We start from the raw sequence: 20,350 nt of genomic DNA on the forward strand, positions 1-20,350 counted from the left end.
TTACGAAGCCTTGCTGCCGTGGAATTGCTCACCCGCATCGCCTAGCTGAGCGCACCGCCCATCTTGAGTCGGGTGGGGTTTATGGAGCGCTTACGGTCAACGAGAGGGGGGCAGGTCATGCACGGATTGAAGGGTCAAGCGGTGAATGCTCTCGCCCACCAGCACGGTGCAGTGGGCAAAGCGCCGCGAAATCCATTGCACAATGCTCGCGAGCTTTTCGGGATGGAAGTGACTGTTTTCAAGGCTGACACCTAAAAAACAATGGTCTGATGACTCAAAATCATATCGATGCTTAAACGGTGAAACTGAGGCTATTTTTGCGGTGTATTTCAAATTTATGGAAGTGCTGGTCGGAACAATACAGGCGCCGGAAATATGAGTTAAATCGTGCGGCATACTGACTCCTTACCCAAGCGCTGAAAATTTTAGTCTGCGCGCGTTGGCGAGTTATAACGCAATTAATAAAATAGACGCCACCTCGGTGATAGTGTCAAAAGAATGGACGTAATAAATATTAACGGGCTGTTTATTTATAATGGCAGGTTCGGTAATCCGCAACTTTTTGGCGTGTAGTTCATTGCCAATTAATCTGTTTGAATTTACCTACAAACAATTAGAGTGTTGTGAAAGTGTCGTCTTTGTAGGCCTGCGCCGGGTTAGTTGGAGCGAGCTTTTGATCGTGATCTCTTTTAAAAGATCAACAGATCGCGAGTAAGCTCGCTCCTACAGGGGGTTTGCGTTAGTTCAGTGCGTAATTCAGCACGATGCCCACGAAGATCGCCAATCCTGCCCAATGATTGTGCAGGAAGGCTTTGAAGCAGCGCTGCGGTTCGCGGTTGCGGGTGTACCAGAACTCCCACACAAAGCACGCCGCTGCCGCCAGCAAGCCGAGGTGGAACCAGCCGCCCAATTCAAAGTGTGCCCCCGCCAGCAGCAAGCAGCCCAGCGACAAACCTTGCAGGCCAAGGATGATCACGCGGTCGGCGTCGCCAAACAGGATGGCAGTGGATTTGACGCCGATTTTCAGGTCGTCGTCGCGGTCGGTCATGGCGTAGTAGGTGTCGTAACCCACGGTCCACAACAGGTTGGCGATGTACAGCAACCACGCCGCCGCCGGCAGGCTGCCGGTTTCGGCGGTGAAAGCCATGGGCATTCCCCACGAGAACGCCGCGCCCAGAACCACTTGCGGGTAGTAGGTGTAGCGCTTCATGAACGGGTAGCTCGCAGCCAGCGCCAGGCCGCCGAATGACAGCCAGATGGTCGGGGCGTTGGTGCACAGCACCAGCAGGAAGCTGATACCCATGAGCAACGCAAACAGCACCAACGCCTCTTTGCTGCTGATTTTTCCGCTGACCAAAGGCCGTTGTTCAGTACGTTTGACGTGGCCGTCGACCTTGCGATCAGCAAAGTCGTTGATCACACAGCCACCTGCCCGGGTCAGGATCACGCCGAAGACAAAGATCAGCAGGTTACTCAGCGTAGGCACGCCCTTGGCGGCAACCCACAGTGCCCACAATGTGGGCCACAGCAGCAGGTAAATGCCGATGGGTTTGTCCATGCGGGTCAGTTGAATAAAGTCCCAGGCGCGCGGGTTCAAGCGATTGAGTGATTTGAGCAGGCTCACGTACATCAGTTGTTCTCCGACCGGGCACTCAGAGCGGCCCACATGTTAGGTAAGAAGACTTCGGCCACCAACAGGCTCAGCGGGCCGCGGGTAAAACATGAGCGACGCGCCCACAGGCCGTCAGTCTGATCGGCGACCGGTAACCCGTCGCGCGGGTAGTGGCACACCTGCAACGCGCCACGCTTAAAGGCGTTGTCACAAAACAACAACTCGCCCAGTGAGCGAGTCCCCAGTTCGTCCATGTTGAGTCCACCCTCTTGCAGCGCGCTTTTCGCGGCCACGCTTCGAGCAAATACCCAAGGCTGCTGATGGCCAAGCAAATGCACTTCGCGCACCCAGCCTTCACTGTTTTCGGGCAGGCCAAGTGCGGTGCATTCATCGGCACGCAATGTTTGCCAGCCCTCGAACAGTGGGCGCACGCTGAAGGCGTCGTTTGAAAGTGCGGTCAGGCGCCGGGTCAGGGAGCCCTGATCGAATAGCCAGTCGAGGGTTAGTTCGTCGGGCAGCGCAGGAAGATGGCGTTGCTCAAGCCAGACAGCGCTGATCAGCGGGGAGGTTATGTGCGGCACGGTGGGTCATAATTGGCAGCCATTGAGGTCGGCGAGCTTATCACGCGGATCCTGATATGAGCGGCCGAGCGCCTTTGTCAGTAATCGTGCTTGCATCTATCGGTGCTGATCAGTACAAAACGCCCTGAATTTAACGAGCAACACAACCGGTCTATAAGAGCCTGTGCCCTCGTCCCAGCCTGAACTTAAGGAAGTAACCCCCATGAAAAAGTGGCAATGCATCGTGTGTGGTCTGATTTATGACGAAAAAGAAGGCTGGCCGGATGACGGCATCGCCCCCGGCACGCAATGGCAAGACGTGCCAGAAGACTGGCTGTGCCCGGACTGTGGCGTCGGCAAAATGGATTTCGAGATGATCGAAATCGGCTGATCCGCCCTCTTTTGAATTGATTCACCCTGGAGATTGGAATGAACGCACCTGTCGTGATCGTGGGTACTGGGCTGGCTGGCTATAACCTGGCCCGGGAGTTTCGCAAGCTGGACAGCGAAACCCCGCTGTTGCTGATCACGGCCGATGATGGGCGTTCCTATTCCAAGCCGATGCTGTCTACCGGCTTTGGCAAGAATAAAGAAGCCGACGGTTTGAGCATGGCCCTGCCCGGCGCCATGGCTGAGCAACTGAAGGCGCAAGTGCGCACTCATACGCGAGTCAGCGGGATTGATCCGGGCCACAAGCAATTGTGGATCGGTGAAGAGGCCGTGCCTTATCGCGACCTGATTCTGGCCTGGGGCGCACAATCGGTGCAGGTGCCAGTCGAGGGCGATGCCCAGGATGCGATCTTCTCGATTAACGACCTCGAAGACTACGCCCGCTTTCGTGCCGCCGCTGCGGGCAAGCGCCGGGTGCTGATTTTGGGCGTCGGGCTTATTGGTTGCGAATTTGCCAACGACTTGATTGCAGGCGGTTACGAAGTCGATCTGGTGGCGCCTTGCGAGCAAGTCATGCCGACATTGCTTCATCCTGCCGCTGCGGCGGCCGTGCAGGCAGGGCTCGAAAGTCTGGGCGCGCGTTTTCACTTGGGCCCGGTACTTACGCGTTTGCAGCGCACTGAAAATGGCCTCGAAGCCCACTTGTCAGATGCCAGCGTCATTGTCTGTGATGTCGTGGTGTCGGCCATTGGCTTGCGGCCCCGCACCGACTTGGCGGCTGCCGCGGGCATTCGCATCAACCGCGGGATCGAGGTGGACCGTTACCTCAAAACCTCCCACGACAATATCTTCGCGCTGGGTGACTGCGCCCAGGTTGATGGCTTGAGCCTGCTGTATGTGATGCCACTGATGAGTTGCGCACGGGCGCTGGCGCAAACCCTGGCCGGTAACCCGACAGCGGTCAGCTACGGGGCGATGCCGATCACTGTCAAAACCCCGGTTTGCCCGCTGGTGGTTTCGCCGGTGCCGCGAGGCTTTGAAGGTGTCTGGACTGTTGAAGGGCAAGGTGCAGACATCAAAGCGCTGTGCCGCGATGCTGACGGAAAGTTGCTGGGTTACGCCCTGACGGGCGAGGCCGTTCGCGACAAACTGGCGCTGAACAAAGAGCTACCGGCTTTGCTGGCTTAAACGCGGTACTTTTTGTCGTATATACCATCGCCTTGACTCAACAAAGACCCTGCCAAGGGTAGCGCGGGCGTTGGTCGCGTGCCATCCTCACACCGGTCTGCCGCAGAGTAGAGCCTGCGGCGCCGTGGTTGCTGCTCCATAGAAGAGCAGCACGGAATAACAACAAAAAACCGTCAAAGAGGCTTCATCATGCGTAAACCAGATCTCGCCAACGCTATCGCTGAAAAGGCTGACCTCACCAAAGAGCAGGCCAGCCGTGTACTCAATGCAGTGCTAGAAGAAATCACCAATGCCCTGCACCGCAAAGACAGCGTCACGCTGGTCGGCTTCGGTACTTTCATCCAGCGCCATCGCGGTGCGCGTACCGGGCAAAACCCGCAAACCGGCGAGCCGGTCAAAATCAAAGCCAGCAACACCGTGGCATTCAAGCCGGGCAAGTTCCTCAAAGACAGCGTCAACCCGTAAGCCGGGCTGGGCCGCTATGCGAAGCGGCCTTGAAGAACGGGCAAGCTGGCTTGCCCGCTCTTGATGATGACTTGGCCGATCATGCGGCCATAAGTGGCAAAAAACCTTCTATCTGCGTCTATTGCTGCGGATATATGGCGTTCTTCGTTCAAATCGTTACACTGCGCCGGCGATTTATTTTTTCCCCGAGGCCGCGTACATGAAATTTCGTTTCCTGCTCTGGATGCTGGGCTTTTTGATGGGCAGAGCCAGCCGTAAAAACCCTGCTTTTCAGCAGCAATTGGTCGACAAAGACCTGGTTTTCCAGCTCCAAACGCTCGATGGCAAAGTCGCCCGTCACTTCAAGGTCAAAGACCAGCGTATTACCAGCCATTCGGGTGTATACCCGCAGCCTGCGTTTGCGATTGCCTTTAAAGATGCTGCGTATGGCTTCGCCACGATGCAGGCGAAAAACAAGCAACTGGCGTTCATGACGGGGATTCAGGACAAGTCGATTCAGATTAAAGGTAACCCGGCGCAGGTGATCTGGTTTCAGGGCCTGACCAAGTACCTCAAGCCGCGTAAAAAGCCGAAGTCTTCTTAAGACGCGGCGGCGAGAGGCGTTGCACCGCCGAGCCAATCAGGCTTGGCTGAACTGGTTCGCCATCTCGCGCAGTAATACCTCAGCCTCCAGCACTTTGCTGACAGCGTCCTCGGCTTTCTCGCGGCTCACTCCCAGACGCTCGAACAGCGTGTTAGGCAGTGGGGCGTAAGTCCCGTGACCAATCGCGCGATTGCGCAACAACCCCAGCGCGACACACACCAGATTCGGGTATTCAGCATGAATGCCCGTGTAGTCTGGGTCGTGTTGAAAGCGTAGCGCTGTGACCAGCTCTTCCGGCATGCCCCAATGGCGCGTCAACCAGGCGCCCATTTGTTCACGGCTGATGCCCAGCAAGTGCTGCTCGATCACGCTGTGGCTGACGTGCGGGTTGACTTCAAGGTGGCGGCAAATCAGTGAGAAGTGCGGCGGAAACACATGGGCCAGCAATAAGTAGCCAAAGTTGTGCAGCAACCCGGCGAGGTAGGTCAGACCCACTTCGGGGCGCTGATCGCGTGGCATGGCACGGGTCAGGCCTTCAATTACCGCAGCGGTGTAGATCGACTGTTGCCAGTACGGCGTGCTGGTTTGCGGGTGGTCCTTGGGCAAACTCAAGGTTTTGCCCAGCGACAGGCTCAACGCCAGGTTGATCACCAGATCGACCCCGAGCACCCGCACAATGGCGTCTTCAACCGAACGGATTTTGCTCGGCGCGGCGTAGTACGAGGATGAGGCCCAACTCATGACTTGTGCCGCCAACGCCGGGTCGGTTTCGACCACGCTGGTGATCTCATCAATGGTGACGTCGGGGTCGACCCGCAGGCGCATGATTTTGCGCACGCTCTCCGCCAGCGGTGGTATCTCGATGGTGGCTTCAAGCCGTTGCTGGATGCGCCGGGCAGTGAAGGCCTGGACCGCTTGGTTGATGGCTTCGCTGTCGTCGTCCGGGCGGTTGAAGTTGAGGTTGATCTCGCTCAAGGGCTCGCCAAAGCGCCCGGAGTTGGCGATGCCCAGCAAGCGCGGGAAGTCTTCGATGGCTATTTCCAGCAGCAGGCCCGGCTTGCCCGCGCTGATCAGTAGCAGCGGTTGCTGCAACAGATGCTCTTCGTACAGGCAGGACGAACGCGTAATGGAGGGCAGGCCCGGCAGTTGGCTCAGGCCATGTTTGTCGAGTATCTCCTGAAGCCGGCCCGCATCGACGGCGGTCATGCGGCGTCCGATCAAGTCGGCCAGGCGGTTAAGGTCGAGCAATTGGCTTTGCGCGAACAGCACCATCAAGGCGCCGGCTGTATCGTCGAGCAGTACGGCTTGTACCTTGCTGTCCGGGTTGAGTCCCGGATGATCGAGGACTTCTCGATACGCAATGGCTTGCTCATCGAGCAATTGCTGGATAACAGGCGGCGTACTCGGAACGGCTAAGGCGCTGGCGACATGGGTCATGATCTGCATCCGATGTGTGCAACTCAAATTGGGTAACCTGGTACTGGATCGGCCGCTTCTCAAATTACTGTACGAATTTTCATACCTGACCGTATTGCTGCCCATGTCGTAACCAGCGATCCAAGAGTGGGCTGACATGGCTTGGCCAGCGCTCAAGCAGTGCCAGTGCAGCATCGCGCACGGCAGGCAGCAGATCTGCGTCACGCATCAGGTCTGCGACTTTGAACTGCAGAAGGCCGGTTTGCCGGGTACCGAGCATTTCGCCGGGGCCGCGCAGCTCAAGGTCTTTTTCGGCGATCACGAAGCCATCGTTGGTCTCGCGCATGATGCCCAGGCGCTGGCGCCCGACTTGCGACAGTGGCGGGTGATACAGCAGCACGCAGTGGCTGGCTGCACTGCCCCGGCCAACGCGCCCACGCAACTGATGCAATTGGGACAGGCCCAGGCGTTCGGGGTTTTCGATGATCATCAGGCTGGCATTCGGGACGTCAACGCCGACTTCGATCACCGTGGTTGCGACCAGCAATTGCAGTTCGCCGGCTTTAAATTGCGCCATGACCTCGGCTTTTTCAGCGGCTTTCATGCGGCCATGGATCAGTCCGACGCGCAATTCACCCAGCGCACTGGAGAGGTCTTCAAACGTGGTCTCGGCCGCCTGACAGGTCATCTCTTCAGACTCTTCAATTAGCGTGCACACCCAATAGGCTTGCCGTCCTTCGGCGCAGGCGGCCCGTACCCGCTCAATCACTTCGACGCGCCGCGTATCGACCACCAGCACGGTGTTGACCGGGGTTCGGCCGGGCGGCAGTTCGTCGAGTATCGAGGTGTCGAGGTCGGCGTAGGCGCTCATAGCCAGCGTGCGTGGGATCGGGGTCGCGGTCATGATCAACTGATGCGGGCACATCACCCCGCCCACGCCCTTGTTACGCAGGGCCAGACGTTGCTGCACGCCGAAACGGTGTTGTTCGTCAATGATCACCAGCGCCAGGTTTTTAAACTGAACCTGATCTTGAAACAGCGCGTGGGTGCCGACCACCATGGGTGCGCCATTGGCTATTTGCTCCAGGGACGCGGTCCGCGCCTTGCCTTTGAGCTTGCCGGCCAGCCACGCGACGTCAATGCCCAGCGGTTCCAGCCAGCGTTTGAAGCTGATGAAGTGCTGCTCGGCGAGGATTTCCGTGGGCGCCATCAAGGCCACCTGATAACCGGCTTCCAGCGCCTGTAGCGCGGCCAGGGCGGCGACTACGGTCTTGCCCGCGCCGACGTCGCCCTGGATCAGGCGCAGCATGGGTTCGGGCTGGCTGAGGTCGTAGGCGATTTCGTTGCCAACCCGGACTTGAGCGCCGGTCGGTGGGAACCCCAGGTTGGCGAGAAATTGTTTGGGCAGCTTTTTGGCATGAGGTAATGCAGGGGCTTGCTGAGAGCGCAGACTCTCGCGCAGGCGCTGCTGCGAGAGTTGGTGGGTGAGCAGTTCTTCAAACGCCAAGCGGTGTTGGGCCCAGTGATGGCCCAGCGCGAGTTCTTCAACATCGGCATCGGCCGGTGGCTGATGCAAATAACGAATCGCCTCGTCCAGCGGGGCCAGTTGGTAGTCGTTGGCCAGCTCCGGCGGCAACCAGTCAGGCAAGCTACGCGGCCCCAGCATGCCCAGGCTTTGCAGGCTCAGCTGGCGCAGGCGCTGTTGAGTCAGGCCCTCGGTGGTGGGGTAAATCGGCGTGAGCGTGGTGTCAACGGGCGGCGGCTCATCGCCAGTAATGGCGCGGTATTCTGGGTGGTAGATCTCCAGCCCCGAAGCGCCGGGCCGCGCTTCGCCATAGCAACGCACTTCGGTGCCGCGCTTGAGGCTCTCTTTTTGCGCATTGCTGAAGTGGTAAAAGCGCAGGCTCAACCCACCGGTGCCATCGTTGATGCGCACCAGCAGACTGCGGCGTTTGCCCATTACCACGTCGATGCCAATCACCCGGCCTTCCACGACGGCATCTTGCCCTGGGCGCAATGCGCCAATGGGCACGACGCGTGTGCGGTCTTGATAGCGTAATGGCAGGTGGAAAAGCACGTCTTGAACGGTTTCCAATCCCACTTTGGCCAATTTCTCGGCCATGGCCTCACCCACGCCCTTGAGCGCGGTGACTGACACGTTTGACAGCTCGCTCATCTCAGCTTCTTAGGACGCAACAGGTGGCTTGGCCACGGAACACAGGCGGATCGAGTCCGCGAGGATTTCAATCGCCTTGGGCCGTGGGAAGCTGGCGCGCCAGGCAATGGCCACGGTGCGGAATGGCACCGGCGGCGTTAATGGACGCACCGCCAGAATGCCGGGGGCGTAATGATGGCTGTCGACCGCCGAGAACGGCAGGATCGAAATCCCCAACCCCGATGCAACCATGTGGCGGATAGTTTCCAGCGAGCTGGATTCCACCGTGGTGTGCTTGGCGCCATCATTGCCTTTGGCCAGCGTCGGGCAGGCTTCAAGCACTTGATCGCGGAAACAGTGGCCTTCGCCCAGCAACAGCAAGCTCTTGTCATTGAGTAGGCTGGCGTCGATGGTTTCTTTTTTGCTCCACGGGTGTTCGCTCGGCATCAGCACGTAAAACGGCTCGTCATAGAGCGGCAATGTCAGCACGTCGGCTTCCTGGAATGGCAGCGCGATGATGATCGCGTCCAGCTCACCGTTACGCAGTTTGTCGCGTAGTACGTGGGTGAAGTTTTCTTCGATGTACAACGGCATTTGCGGGGCGACCCGGTGCAGTTGTGGAATCAGGTGTGGGAAAAGGTAAGGCCCTACGGTGTAAATCGCCCCCACTTTGAGCGGCGCTGTCAGTTGATTCTTGCCAGCCTGGGCCAGTTCGCGAATCCCTTGTGCCTGTTCAAGGACCTTTTGGGCTTGGGCAACGATGCCCTCACCGACAGGTGTGAGGCGCACGGCGCTTTTGCTGCGCTCGAAAATCAGCACACCGAGTTCGTCTTCCAGTTTTTTCACGCCCACCGACAAGGTCGGTTGGCTGACGTGGCAACGCTCGGCTGCGTGGCCGAAGTGTTGTTCTTGGGCGAGCGTAACGATGTAACGCAATTCGGTAAGAGTCATAGCGGGCGTCCCTTTGGTTGCGGGCCAAGCATAGCGGCTGCAATCGATAGACGCACGTTATCAGACATTGCCCTCGTAGCTACAGTTGCTAATCAGGGTCTGACAGGCTTTATCTAACCTCAACACGCAAAAAGGGCACCCTGGGGTGCCCTTTCTGGTGTTAACGCCGACGTTTATCGATGGAATAAACGAAGGGCGCTACGATTTCGATGCTGCCATTGGTCAGCATTTCTGGCGGTGGCTTGGGCAATGGCTGTGCCCGGCGGATCATTTCCAGGGTGGCTCGGTCCAGATCAGCGTTGCCAGAGCGGCCTACCAACTCGTAGGACAGCACCTTGCCTTCAGCATCTACCACGAAGCGCAGACGGTTCAGACCTTCCTTGCCTCGCGACTGAGCAGCGGGCGGGTACTTTTTGTACTTGCTCAAGTGGGCCAGCAAGGCCCCTTCCCAGCTGGCTTTGGCAGCCAGTTGCTGTGGCGACGGGCCTGGCGCAGGTGCCGCGGATTTCTCGCTCGGTGCCTTGGTCGGCGTTGCGTCGCTCGGTTTCTCTTCTGACGGCTTTTCTTTAATCGGCTCAGGTTTTTCCACAGGCTTGGGCGGTTGAGGCTTCGGCTTGGGCTTGACCGGTTTTGGAACAGCAATCTTGGGCTTGGGCGCTTCGGCCAGCTTGGGTATCGGCAACTCTTCCACGGGGGCCGGCGGTTGCGGTGGTGTCACCACTTTCGGCGGCGCAGGCGGTGGCGGCGCTGGCATCGGTGCCAGATCAACCATCATGGCTTGCGGTGGAAGTTCGATAGTCCGTGGGCTGGACCATTGCAAGGCAAGAATCACGGCCACTGCATGGACACCCAACACCACGGCCAAGCTGATTGCGTAACGCGTCATCTTTTGGCGCGCTATGGTCATTTCTTGGCTGCCGTCTCTAGTCCGACCAGACCCACCTTCAAGTAACCGGCTGCGCGCAATGCATCCATTACGCTCATCAAGTCACCGTAGTCCACGCCTTTGTCAGCCTGGAAGAAGATCGTCGTGTCTTTGTTGTTGTGAGTCCTGGCATCCAGGGTCGGGCCCAACGCTTCAACGGAAACAGGCTCTTCGCCCAAGTACAGGCGCTGGTCAGCCTTGACGCTGAGAAACACAGGTTTCTCGGGGCGTGGCGCCGGTTTGGCGGTTGAAGCCGGCAGATCGACTTTTATGTCCACAGTGGCCAGTGGTGCGGCCACCATGAAGATGATCAGCAGCACCAACATCACGTCAATAAAAGGGGTGACGTTGATTTCATGGTTTTCGGCGAGGTCGTCATCGCCTTCTTTTAAATGCAGGCCCATGGCCGATTACCCCACTTTCACCATGTGTGGTTGCGAGCTGCGCTCGGGCGGCAGGTGATCGAGGTCACGGCTAACCAACAGCAACACTTGTGCTGACGCATCCGCCACCTGAGCTTTGTAGCCGGTGATGGAACGGGCGAAAACGTTGTAAATCACGACTGCAGGAATCGCTGCAACCAGACCCAGTGCAGTCGCCAGCAAGGCTTCGGCAATACCGGGGGCTACAACGGCCAAGTTGGTGGTTTGGGTTTTGGCGATACCGATAAAGCTGTTCATGATGCCCCACACAGTACCGAACAGGCCGACGAACGGTGCTGTGGAGCCGATGGTGGCGAGAACGCCGGTGCCGCTGCTCATGTTACGACCGCAGGCAGCGACCAGGCGCTCAAGACGGAAGCTGACACGTTCCTTGATGCCTTCTTTCTCGCGGCTGTTAGCCGAGAGGCGCATCTCTTCGAGGGCATCCTGCACCAGCAGGTGCGCCAGCGTGCCCTCTTTGGCTGCGGTTTCGCTAGCTTCGTTAAGGGTGCGGGCTTTTTTCAGGTTGGCGATTTCAGCGCGCAGACGGCGCTTGGCGCCCAAGACTTCAAAGCCTTTGGCAATCCAGATGGTCCAGGTGATGATGGAGGCAATAGCCAAGCCGATCATCACGATCTTGACGATAATGTCGGCGTTTTTGTACATGCCCCAAGGGGACAGGTCGTGGGCCATGCCCAGGCTGTTGTCTTCTGCGGCAACGACTTGCGAGGCTTCATCGGCTGGAACGCCAGCGTTTTGCGCCAATGCAGGGTCAGTCGCAACCGGCGTTGCCGCTGGTGACGGTGCGGCAGCCTCGGTGGCAGAACGCACGGCTGGAGCAGCAGGCTCGTCGGCAAAGGCCGCAGCAGGTGCCAGCAAGAAGCTGAACATCAGCGCCGCAAGCCCACGCCACAGGCGCGATGGGCTCGAAAGCTGGGTTGGCGAAGCGGTGGGTTGATTGCGTGTCATGCTAGCCGGACCTGAAGAATGAAGAGATGAATTGCCCTACAGCGCGTCTTAAGACCCAGGGCAAACGATGCGTTATTATTGCAAGTAATTCTTGTTAACAAAAGCAATAGCACCTGTTTTTTCGAAACTCACGACCTTGGTCGTGACCGTTCACTCCATTTTTTAATATTCCGTTAGGAGATTTGAGATGCCCAAAGCCTCAGCTTTGATCGTCGGTTGCGGTGATGTCGGGGGGCGTCTGGCCACTCAGTTGCTGGCCAATGACTGGCAGGTGTATGGACTGCGTCGTTCTATCGATCGTTTGCCTGCAGGTGTTATCGGTGTGGCGGGTGATCTGTTTGGTGAGGCGTGCCCGGCGCAATGGCCGACGGGGCAGATCGACTATCTGGTGTACAGCACCTCTGCAACGGATCACGACGAGGCCGGGTATCAGGCGGCGTATGTCGAGGGTTTGAAACACACCTTGAGCTGGCTCAAGCAGCACGGGCAGCAGCCTAAACGCCTGTTGTTTGTGTCCAGCAGCGGTGTTTACGGGCAGCAAAATGGCGAATGGGTGGATGAAACTTCACCTGCGCTGGCCACGCGTTACTCTGGACGGATCATGCTTGAAGCCGAACAGGTTGCGTTACGCAGCGGCATTCCTGCCAGCGTGGTGCGGTTGACCGGTATTTATGGGCCGGGCCGGGAGTGGATGTTGGGGCAAGTACGCAAGGGTTATCGCGTCGCTGTCGATCCGCCGCTGTATGGCAACCGGATTCATGCCGATGATGCGGGCGGGCTTTTAGCGTTTTTGCTTGAGGCTGACCGGCAGGGCAAACCCTTGGACGACTGCTATATCGGCGTCGACAACGACCCTGCGCCGTTGGCTGAGGTGGTGGGCTGGTTGCGTGAGCGCCTGGGGGTTACCGAGTGGGACACCGAGGCAAGTGTGCGACGCGCGGGTAGCAAGCGCTGCAGCAACGCGCGGGCAAAAGCGTTGGGCTGGGTGCCGCGTTATCCGAGTTATCGCGAGGGGTATTCAGCGATCCTTGAGCACATTTAATAGAGGCACTGGCCAGGCACGCAGGCTGCGAGCTTTAAAAGGTCAAAAGATCGCAGCCTGCGCGAGCTCCAGCGCAGGCTTCACCCGCCGTTAAAGCTGCTTTTCCAGCCGCCATTCCAGCTTGCCTGGATAGAACTGGGGCATTTCGTCAGGCTTGGCGGAGTCCAGCGCCTGGAAAATTTCGAGCTGTGAGCCATTACGCACAAAGAGGTGCGCGGCGCCCACTTCGTCCTGTTGCAGCCACAGGCTGTCGTATTCACCGCTCATCGATGCGCAATCGCCCGCCAGGCACAAGGCGTAGGCGTTGTGATTGGGCAAGCCGGTGATTTTGCCATCGGGCAAAAAGGTCACGGTGTTGCCCTGCCCTGCACCGCTGACGACGCGCCACTGACCGCCCAGATAGGCAGATTTGAGCGCGTGTTCGAAATGTGTGCCCAAAGGCGCATCGCTGGCCAGGTGTACAGGCGAGCGAGCAAAGGATTGTTGGGGATCAGACTCGGCGGCGGCTTGTATCAACTGGTCGCCGTCCAGACTCAGATGAGTGGCTGAGCTGCCATAAACGTCGACTTGCCACACGCGGTTCTTCTCAGGGAGGAGCTTGCCCTCAACCCATTCAAAGCCATTGGTGTAGCGGGCTTTGGCGTTTTTGGCGTCGATATTCCACTCAAGGTTCGGCCCGTTGGCCAGCAAGGCCTCACGCAGGTTGCCGCCGTTGGCAGCTTCATCGATTGCAGCCTGGTTAATCCAGACGCCACTGATATCGCGGGGAGCGGGTTCGCTGGCACAGCCACCCAAAAAAATGGCGAGCAGTGACAAGGCTAGCGCTTTGCGCATAGTGGAATCCTTTTAAAGCGGGGGTGGCGCAGCAGGAAGGCGCTGCGCCGGGGGGCATTACTCAAGTACGAGAATGGCGTCCATCTCAACCTGCGAGCCCTTTGGCAGAGCCGCAACGCCGATGGCTGCGCGTGCTGGGTACGGTTGTTCGAAGTACTTGCCCATGATCTCGTTGACCTTGGCAAAGTGGCTCAGGTCAGTCAGGAAAATGTTCAGTTTGACGATGTCTTTGAACGAGCCGCCAGCGGCTTCAGCCACCGACTTCAGGTTCTCGAAGACCTGAACGGTCTGGGCTTCAAAGCCTTCAACCAGCTCCATGGTTTTTGGGTCCAGCGGGATTTGACCGGACATGTAGACGGTATTGCCAGCTTTGATCGCCTGAGAGTAAGTGCCGATTGCAGCAGGTGCCTTATCGCTGGTGATAACAGTCTTGGACATGGATGACTCCTTGTAATTAGGTGGCTACGCACGCATACGTGTGATGCGGATGACCCCGGTAAGGGCGCGCAGTTTTTTGATCACACGAGCCAGGTGCACGCGGTCGTGCACGCTGACCACCAGTTGGACCACGCTGATTCGACCATCGCGTTCGTCCATGCTGATCTTTTCGATGTTGCCGTCGGCGGCGTTGACGCTGCTGGCCAGCAGTGCGATCAGACCGCGCTGGTGTTCCAGCTCGACGCGCAGTTCAACGTTGAATTCGCCCGTAACGTCCTTGGCCCAGGACAACTGGACGCATTTTTCGGGGTTGTGGCGGATTTCACTGATGTTGCGGCAGTTGTCCAGGTGCACAACCATGCCTTTGCCCGCAGACAAGTGGCCGACAATCGGGTCGCCCGGGATCGGCGTACAGCACTTGGCGTAACTGAGCACCAAACCTTCTGTTCCGCGAATCGCCAGTGGGCCTTCAGGGCTCGGCAGTTGCTCGCCCTCGCCCAGCAAGCGTCGGGCGACGACGTACGCCATGCGGTTGCCCAGGCCAATGTCTTCGAGCAGGTCTTCGACCTGTTCCAGGCGGTATTCCTGAAGCATGGCCTGAACCCGCTCGGCCGGGATCTTGTCCAGCGCGCTGTTGAAGCCGTTAAGCACCTTGTTCAGCAAACGCTCGCCGAGGTTGATCGACTCGGAACGGCGTTGCAGTTTAAGGGCATGGCGAATGTGCGTGCGGGCCTTGCCGGTGACCACAAAGTTGAGCCAGGCCGGGTTCGGGCGCGCGCCGGGGGCGCTGACGATCTCGACCGTGGAGCCACTTTGCAGGGGCTCGGACAGCGGAGCGAGACGGCGATTGATGCGGCATGCAATGCAGCTGTTGCCGACATCGGTGTGCACCGCATAGGCAAAGTCGACCGCCGTGGAGCCTTTGGGCAGCTCCATGATTCGGCCTTTGGGCGTAAAGACGTAGACCTCGTCCGGAAACAGGTCGATTTTTACGCTTTCGATAAATTCGAGGGAGTTGCCAGCGCGCTGCTGCATTTCCAGCACGCCCTTGACCCATTGCCGCGCCCGGGCGTGGGTGCCCGTGTGCTGCTCGTCGCCACTGGACTTGTACAGCCAGTGCGCAGCGATGCCGTTGTTGGCCATTTCTTCCATTTCACGGGTACGGATCTGAATTTCGATCGGTACGCCGTGCATCCCAAACAGCGTGGTATGCAGCGACTGGTAGCCGTTGGCTTTAGGGATGGCGATGTAGTCTTTGAAGCGTCCCGGCAGAGGCTTGTACAAATTATGTACAGCGCCCAACACGCGGTAGCAGGTATCGACCTTGTCGACGATGATCCGGAACGCGTACACGTCCATGATCTCGTTGAAGGCCCGACGCTTGCCGCGCATCTTTTTGTAGATGCCGTAGATATGCTTTTGACGACCGCTCACTTCACCCTGAATGCCATCAATGGCCAGGCAGTGGCTGAGCGATTCTTCAATTTTATTAACGATTTCTTTGCGATTGCCCCGGGCGCGTTTGACCGCCTGATAAATGCGCGCGGAGCGCATCGGGTACATCGCTTTGAAACCGAGGTCTTCGAATTCGATACGAATGTTGTGCATGCCCAGCCGATTGGCAATGGGCGCGTAGATTTCCAGGGTTTCCTTGGCAATCCGCCGGCGTTTTTCGCCGGACAGCACTTCGAGGGTGCGCATGTTGTGCAAGCGGTCGGCCAGCTTGACCAGAATCACGCGAATATCTCGCGCCATGGCCATGGCCATTTTCTGGAAGTTTTCAGCTTGGGCTTCGGCTTTGGTTTCGAAGTTCATCTGGGTCAGCTTGCTGACGCCATCAACCAGTTCGGCCACGGTTTCACCGAACTGCGCTACAAGCGCTTCTTTGGCGATACCGGTGTCTTCGATCACGTCATGCAGCATGGCTGCCATCAGGCTCTGATGGTCCATATGCATGTCGGCAAGGATGTTCGCCACTGCCAGCGGGTGCGTGACATAAGGCTCGCCGCTGCGTCGGCGTTGGCCGTCGTGGGCTTGTTCTGCGTAGAAATACGCTCGTCGGACCAGATTGACCTGGTCCGCACTGAGGTAGGCCGACAAGCGATCGGCGAGGGCGTCTATGCTCGGCATGAGGGAGCCTCCTGCCAAAACTGTGAACCCTTCGCCGTACTACGTCGACCGGGCATAGGCTTAGTTAGCCTCGTTGGACTCGTCCTCGAACGCTGCGAACAGCGGTTCGTCTTCGACGATTTCAGCGTTGGCGATAAACTCGTAGCTCATCAGGCCTTCCGCGATTTCACGCAGGGCAACGACGGTAGGCTTGTCGTTTTCCCACTGAACCAGAGGCTCTTTACCGCCGGTGGCCAGTTGACGGGCACGCTTGGTAGACAGCATGACCAGCTCAAAGCGGTTATCCACGTGTTCTAGACAGTCTTCAACGGTTACGCGGGCCATGGTCTTCCTCGTAGCAAATGCAATATGCGCGCTGCCCGGATGGGCGAGCGGACTCGACAGTTTAAAAAATCACCAGCCATTAGGGAAGCGCTGATTTTCCTAGCACACCACCCAAAGCCTCTGTAAGTGCCAATGTAAAGCGCTTGCAGGGGTTTTGGGAAGTGCTGTTTTAGCCGAGCAGTTCGGCCAGTAATTTACCAAAACGCTGTTGTTGGCGCTTTTGCTGGAGGCGATTGGCGCGGAAAATGGCCTTCAGGTCCTCCAGTGCCAGTGCAAAGTCGTCATTAATGATCAGGTAGTCGTAGTCGACGTAGTGGCTCATTTCACTCACGGCTTCGCGCATGCGCCCGTCAATGATTTCATCGCTGTCCTGCCCGCGGTTGTCCAGTCGCTCACGCAAGGCTTGCTGGCTCGGCGGCAGAATGAAGATCGAACGCGCTTGTGGCATCAGTTGGCGAACCTGCTCGGCGCCTTGCCAGTCGATTTCCAGAATCAGGTCGTGGCCTTCATCCAGGGTCTGCTGCAGGTGGCTTTGCGAAGTGCCATAAAGGTTACCGAATACCTCGGCGCGTTCCAGGAAGTCGCCGTGTTCGATCATCTTGACGAACTCTTCGCGCTCGACGAAGTGATAGTTCACGCCATTGACTTCGCCCGGACGCATGGCGCGGGTGGTGTGCGACACCGATACGCGAATATGCGGCTCAAGATCGATCAAAGCCTTGACCAGGCTGGTCTTGCCTGCGCCTGAAGGCGCAGAAACGATGTAGAGGGTGCCAGTGCTGTGGGTCATGTCGGGGTGAACCTTACTCAATATTCTGTACTTGTTCGCGCATCTGCTCGATCAACACTTTGAGGTTGACCGCTGCTTGGGTGCTGCGCGGGTCGAATGCCTTGGAGCCAAGGGTATTGGCTTCCCGGTTAAGTTCTTGCATCAGGAAGTCGAGACGCCGACCGGCGGCACCGCCCGACTTGAGCACGCGGCGCACCTCAAGGATGTGAGTGCTGAGGCGGTCAAGTTCTTCAGCCACGTCGCTTTTTTGCGCGAGCATGACCATTTCTTGCTCAAGGCGCTGTGGATCAAGCTCGGCTTTCATGTCAGCAAAGCGATCCAGTACCTTTTGCCGCTGGGTAGCGAGCATTTGCGGGACCAGCACCCGCAAGGTCTCGACGTCGCCTTCAATCGCGTTCAAGCGTTCGCTGATCAAGCGGGCCAGCTCTGCGCCTTCGCGCTCGCGCCCATTCTTGAGTTCTTGCAGACCTTGCTTGAACAGCGCCAGTGCCTGATTGTTAAGGGCTTGCGGGTCGCTGGCATCGGCGACCAGAACACCGGGCCAGGCCAGCACTTCAAGCGGGTTGAGGGGCGCTGGCTGTTTGATCAGGCTGGCGATGGTTTCGGCAGCGGCGACCAATTGCGCGGCGCGCTCGCGGTCGACCTGCAGCGGTTTGCCGGTGGTTTCTTCGGTAAAGCGCAAGGTGCACTCAAGCTTGCCTCGGGAAATACCCTGGCGCAGCGCTTCACGCACAGCACCTTCGAGGTCTCGGAAAGACTCGGGCAAACGCAGGTGCGGCTCCAGGTAACGGCTGTTGACCGAACGCAGCTCCCAGCTCAGGGTGCCCTGAGTGCCGGCGCTTTCTACGCGGGCAAAGGCGGTCATGCTGTGCACCATGGAGGTACCTCGCGATCTGATGAATTAAGCCGAGCGGCTATTAAGGCGGCGGATTGTAACGCAGTGCGACCGGTGGCCCCAAATGGCGTCTGTCGTAAAGACGGACTTCTTTTGGGTGGAAACTGGCTTGCCACCGATGGTATCGCAGGGGCTGACAGTAAGACTGCATTGCTCGTATCGCTGGCAAGCCAAACTCCCACGTATGAGTTGCGACAAAACATAGCGTGCTTTTTAAATGTGCCCTGATCGGCCATGGCCTTTATAATGCTCGGCAGTTTTCCGTCCCGTACAGGTATCCCACATGAAACGTCCAAGTGGTCGCGTTGCCGATCAGCTGCGCCCGATCCGCATCACCCGCAACTACACCAAACACGCAGAGGGTTCTGTACTGGTCGAGTTCGGTGACACTAAAGTCATCTGCACCGTCAGCGTCGAGAACGGCGTTCCGCGCTTCCTTAAAGGTCAAGGCCAAGGCTGGCTGACCGCTGAATACGGCATGCTGCCGCGCGCCACTGGCGAGCGTAACCAGCGTGAAGCCAGCCGTGGCAAACAAGGCGGCCGCACCCTCGAAATTCAGCGTCTGATCGGCCGCTCGCTGCGCGCTGCACTGGACATGTCCAAGCTGGGCGACATCACTCTGTACGTTGACTGCGACGTGATCCAGGCTGATGGCGGTACTCGTACCGCGTCGATCACCGGCTCAATGGTTGCACTGGTTGATGCGCTGAAAGTGATCAAAAAGCGTGGTGGCCTCAAGGCCGGCGATCCGATCAAGCAAATGATCGCCGCTGTATCGGTGGGCATGTATCAAGGCGTGCCTGTGCTTGACCTCGACTACCCTGAAGATTCGGCAGCTGAGACCGACCTGAACGTGGTCATGACCAGCAGCGGTGGTTTCATTGAAGTTCAAGGCACTGCCGAAGGCGCGCCGTTCCAGCCGGAAGAACTGAACGCCATGCTGGCACTGGCACAAAAAGGCATGGACGAAATCTTCGCCTTGCAACAGGCTGCTTTGGCTGACTGATCAACAGGAAGAACGCCATGACTGAGCCAGACCTTTCAACCCCCAAGCCGAGCCGCGAAGCTCGTCAATGGGCCATGTTCTGTCACTTTGCGGCGTTCCTTGGCATGTGGTTTCCGTTTGGCAACCTGGTCGGGCCGTTGATTGTGTGGCAGCTCAAGCGTGAGAGCGATCCCTTTATCGATGAACAGGGCAGGGAGTCGCTGAACTTCCAGATCACCGTGGCGATTGCTTCGGCCATTTGCTACGTGCTGATGTTCGTGCTGATCGGCTTTGCCTTGCTCGGTCTGGTGTTCATCGGCGCGGTGGTGCTGGTGGTCATTGCGGGGGTTAAAGCCAATGACGGCGTGACGTACCGCTACCCCTTCACGTGGCGACCGATCAAGTAAAGGTTACTGCGCGGTTCCAGACAAAAAGCCTACGCAGGGGCGCACTGCTGTTTACTTAAGACACTGACCTAAGTGTTTTGCTGTTCAGTGCTGCGGTGAAGACCAAGAAAAACGGCGCTTACTCATTTTTGGGTAGGCGCCGTTTTTCCTTTAGTGAACAGCGTTGCACGCTGAGATGAGCTTATAAGTCAGTAAGAGCAACAATGACTGCTGCCGTTAAACAACGGGCAATGGAGCCTCTAACAGATGTTCCTGTAAAACTGCGCCCGCAGTTGCACCTCCAGCGATGCCCCCCCGCCTCGGTAAATTTCACTTTCCTGCAAGCCTCAGCATCACCTGTTACCCACGCGTCCTTCCCGTCTACGACACCTTTATCACCTGTTCAGTCGGCCCGAAAACATCCGAGATTACCTCAGCCAATCAAAGACTTTGCGAGTCAGAGATAACAATACGGATGAACTCATAATTACAATTCCTCCCCATTGCAAAACCACTAAATTCCGCTTGAGCAGAGTGGGAAATAAGCTTATATCCTCAGCACTGGCACGGCCTCTTTTAATGTAAAAGTCAGGAAATGTAAGAACACTCGAAATGCTGCCCACAAGCAGTACTCTCCCCCAGAGACTGCCTTGCTTTAATTGTGTCGGCGTCGTGACTGTCGAAGAGTTTTCAAGGTGCTTCAACATTAAATCCAAATGTGTATAAGTAATACGAAGTGCAATAATAAGCCAAATAATTGCGCCTATAACCAGTATTCCACCTAAAAGGCCAAACACTATTTTTTCAATGCTCATTCAACGATCTCATAAATAAGTTCGCCCGCGTCTTCGCCTACCATACCCAGAGTGACACCTTCGGCAAGAAACCCA

Annotated in this window: 23 protein-coding genes; 7 read left to right on the forward strand and 16 right to left on the reverse strand. The window is 57.7% G+C overall.

From position 1 onward, the window contains the following. Window positions 1-96: 96 nt before the first annotated feature. The 3 genes from ACIQYF_RS22580 to ACIQYF_RS22590 form a co-directional block, all read right to left on the reverse strand. Window positions 97-396: a tRNA-dependent cyclodipeptide synthase gene (locus ACIQYF_RS22580; RefSeq protein WP_402866235.1), complete on the reverse strand. Its 300-nt coding sequence runs from the start codon at window positions 394-396 to the stop codon at window positions 97-99. Between the two features lie 343 nt (window positions 397-739). Beyond that, window positions 740-1,630, reverse strand: a complete 891-nt coding sequence (gene ubiA, locus ACIQYF_RS22585) for a 4-hydroxybenzoate octaprenyltransferase (RefSeq protein WP_402866237.1) — start codon at window positions 1,628-1,630, stop codon at window positions 740-742. Further along, window positions 1,630-2,193: a chorismate--pyruvate lyase family protein gene (locus tag ACIQYF_RS22590; RefSeq protein ID WP_402866239.1), complete on the reverse strand. Its 564-nt coding sequence runs from the start codon at window positions 2,191-2,193 to the stop codon at window positions 1,630-1,632. The genes ubiA and ACIQYF_RS22590 overlap by 1 nt, the downstream gene beginning before the upstream one ends. Before the next feature lie 202 nt (window positions 2,194-2,395). Between ACIQYF_RS22590 and ACIQYF_RS22595 the strand changes: the two genes are divergently transcribed. The 4 genes from ACIQYF_RS22595 to ACIQYF_RS22610 all read left to right on the forward strand — a co-directional run bounded on the left by ACIQYF_RS22595 (window position 2,396) and on the right by ACIQYF_RS22610 (window position 4,798). Then, the gene (locus tag ACIQYF_RS22595; protein ID WP_402866241.1) at window positions 2,396-2,563 is read left to right on the forward strand and encodes a rubredoxin; all 168 of its coding nucleotides are present in this window, start codon (window positions 2,396-2,398) and stop codon (window positions 2,561-2,563) included. A gap of 38 nt (window positions 2,564-2,601) precedes the next feature. Beyond that, window positions 2,602-3,750 (forward strand): NAD(P)/FAD-dependent oxidoreductase, encoded by a 1,149-nt coding sequence (locus tag ACIQYF_RS22600; protein WP_402866243.1) that lies wholly within the window; start codon window positions 2,602-2,604, stop codon window positions 3,748-3,750. 189 nt (window positions 3,751-3,939) lie between these two features. Beyond that, window positions 3,940-4,215 (forward strand): HU family DNA-binding protein, encoded by a 276-nt coding sequence (locus ACIQYF_RS22605; RefSeq protein WP_019410306.1) that lies wholly within the window; start codon window positions 3,940-3,942, stop codon window positions 4,213-4,215. Window positions 4,216-4,414: 199 nt separating this feature from the next. Further along, window positions 4,415-4,798, forward strand: a complete 384-nt coding sequence (locus ACIQYF_RS22610; RefSeq protein WP_402866246.1) for a helicase — start codon at window positions 4,415-4,417, stop codon at window positions 4,796-4,798. Between the two features lie 36 nt (window positions 4,799-4,834). On the opposite strand, the gene ACIQYF_RS22615 is transcribed toward ACIQYF_RS22610, so the two are convergent. From ACIQYF_RS22615 to exbB, 6 genes are all read right to left on the reverse strand, one after another. Then, window positions 4,835-6,235: an HDOD domain-containing protein gene (locus tag ACIQYF_RS22615; RefSeq protein ID WP_402866248.1), complete on the reverse strand. Its 1,401-nt coding sequence runs from the start codon at window positions 6,233-6,235 to the stop codon at window positions 4,835-4,837. A 79-nt stretch (window positions 6,236-6,314) separates the two neighbouring features. Continuing rightward, a complete protein-coding gene (recG, locus tag ACIQYF_RS22620; protein ID WP_402866250.1) occupies window positions 6,315-8,390 on the reverse strand; it encodes an ATP-dependent DNA helicase RecG in 2,076 nt (691 codons plus the stop codon). Between the two features lie 9 nt (window positions 8,391-8,399). Further along, window positions 8,400-9,320, reverse strand: coding sequence for a LysR substrate-binding domain-containing protein (locus ACIQYF_RS22625; RefSeq protein WP_402866252.1), 921 nt, complete (start codon window positions 9,318-9,320; stop codon window positions 8,400-8,402). 160 nt (window positions 9,321-9,480) lie between these two features. Then, a complete protein-coding gene (locus ACIQYF_RS22630; protein ID WP_402866254.1) occupies window positions 9,481-10,227 on the reverse strand; it encodes a TonB family protein in 747 nt (248 codons plus the stop codon). Further along, entirely contained in the window at window positions 10,224-10,649 is a 426-nt protein-coding gene (gene exbD, locus ACIQYF_RS22635; RefSeq protein ID WP_019410300.1) for a TonB system transport protein ExbD, read from the reverse strand. Before exbD ends, ACIQYF_RS22630 begins: the two co-directional genes overlap by 4 nt. A 6-nt stretch (window positions 10,650-10,655) precedes the next feature. Next, window positions 10,656-11,636 (reverse strand): tonB-system energizer ExbB, encoded by a 981-nt coding sequence (gene exbB, locus ACIQYF_RS22640; protein ID WP_402866257.1) that lies wholly within the window; start codon window positions 11,634-11,636, stop codon window positions 10,656-10,658. Between the two features lie 187 nt (window positions 11,637-11,823). Here exbB and ACIQYF_RS22645 point away from each other — a divergent pair, with 187 nt between their 5' ends. After that, window positions 11,824-12,678: an SDR family oxidoreductase gene (locus ACIQYF_RS22645; protein WP_402866259.1), complete on the forward strand. Its 855-nt coding sequence runs from the start codon at window positions 11,824-11,826 to the stop codon at window positions 12,676-12,678. Between the two features lie 90 nt (window positions 12,679-12,768). Here ACIQYF_RS22645 and ACIQYF_RS22650 read toward each other — a convergent pair whose 3' ends face one another. The 6 genes from ACIQYF_RS22650 to ACIQYF_RS22675 form a co-directional block, all read right to left on the reverse strand. Beyond that, complete coding sequence (locus ACIQYF_RS22650; protein WP_402866261.1) at window positions 12,769-13,512, reverse strand: hypothetical protein; 744 nt, start codon at window positions 13,510-13,512, stop codon at window positions 12,769-12,771. Between the two features lie 57 nt (window positions 13,513-13,569). Further along, window positions 13,570-13,950 (reverse strand): RidA family protein, encoded by a 381-nt coding sequence (locus ACIQYF_RS22655; protein WP_019410296.1) that lies wholly within the window; start codon window positions 13,948-13,950, stop codon window positions 13,570-13,572. 24 nt (window positions 13,951-13,974) lie between these two features. Next, window positions 13,975-16,080 carry a bifunctional GTP diphosphokinase/guanosine-3',5'-bis pyrophosphate 3'-pyrophosphohydrolase gene (gene spoT / locus ACIQYF_RS22660; protein ID WP_402866263.1) on the reverse strand — a complete coding sequence of 702 codons (2,106 nt, stop codon included), beginning with the start codon at window positions 16,078-16,080 and terminating at the stop codon, window positions 13,975-13,977. 60 nt (window positions 16,081-16,140) lie between these two features. Further along, window positions 16,141-16,404, reverse strand: coding sequence for a DNA-directed RNA polymerase subunit omega (gene rpoZ / locus ACIQYF_RS22665; protein WP_016782707.1), 264 nt, complete (start codon window positions 16,402-16,404; stop codon window positions 16,141-16,143). 169 nt (window positions 16,405-16,573) lie between these two features. Beyond that, a complete protein-coding gene (gmk, locus tag ACIQYF_RS22670) occupies window positions 16,574-17,194 on the reverse strand; it encodes a guanylate kinase (RefSeq protein WP_402866266.1) in 621 nt (206 codons plus the stop codon). A gap of 13 nt (window positions 17,195-17,207) precedes the next feature. Continuing rightward, window positions 17,208-18,071, reverse strand: coding sequence for a YicC/YloC family endoribonuclease (locus ACIQYF_RS22675; RefSeq protein ID WP_402866268.1), 864 nt, complete (start codon window positions 18,069-18,071; stop codon window positions 17,208-17,210). Between the two features lie 301 nt (window positions 18,072-18,372). On the opposite strand from ACIQYF_RS22675, the gene rph reads away from it, so the two are divergent. Next, window positions 18,373-19,095, forward strand: coding sequence for a ribonuclease PH (gene rph, locus ACIQYF_RS22680; protein WP_402866270.1), 723 nt, complete (start codon window positions 18,373-18,375; stop codon window positions 19,093-19,095). 17 nt (window positions 19,096-19,112) lie between these two features. Next, complete coding sequence (locus ACIQYF_RS22685; protein WP_402866272.1) at window positions 19,113-19,481, forward strand: DUF4870 domain-containing protein; 369 nt, start codon at window positions 19,113-19,115, stop codon at window positions 19,479-19,481. Window positions 19,482-19,888: 407 nt separating this feature from the next. On the opposite strand, the gene ACIQYF_RS22690 is transcribed toward ACIQYF_RS22685, so the two are convergent. After that, the gene (locus tag ACIQYF_RS22690; RefSeq protein WP_402866274.1) at window positions 19,889-20,275 is read right to left on the reverse strand and encodes a hypothetical protein; all 387 of its coding nucleotides are present in this window, start codon (window positions 20,273-20,275) and stop codon (window positions 19,889-19,891) included. Window positions 20,276-20,350: the final 75 nt, after the last annotated feature.

It is taken from the genome of Pseudomonas sp. NPDC096917 (genome assembly GCF_044762555.1).
In the GTDB taxonomy this organism is placed as follows: domain Bacteria; phylum Pseudomonadota; class Gammaproteobacteria; order Pseudomonadales; family Pseudomonadaceae; genus Aquipseudomonas.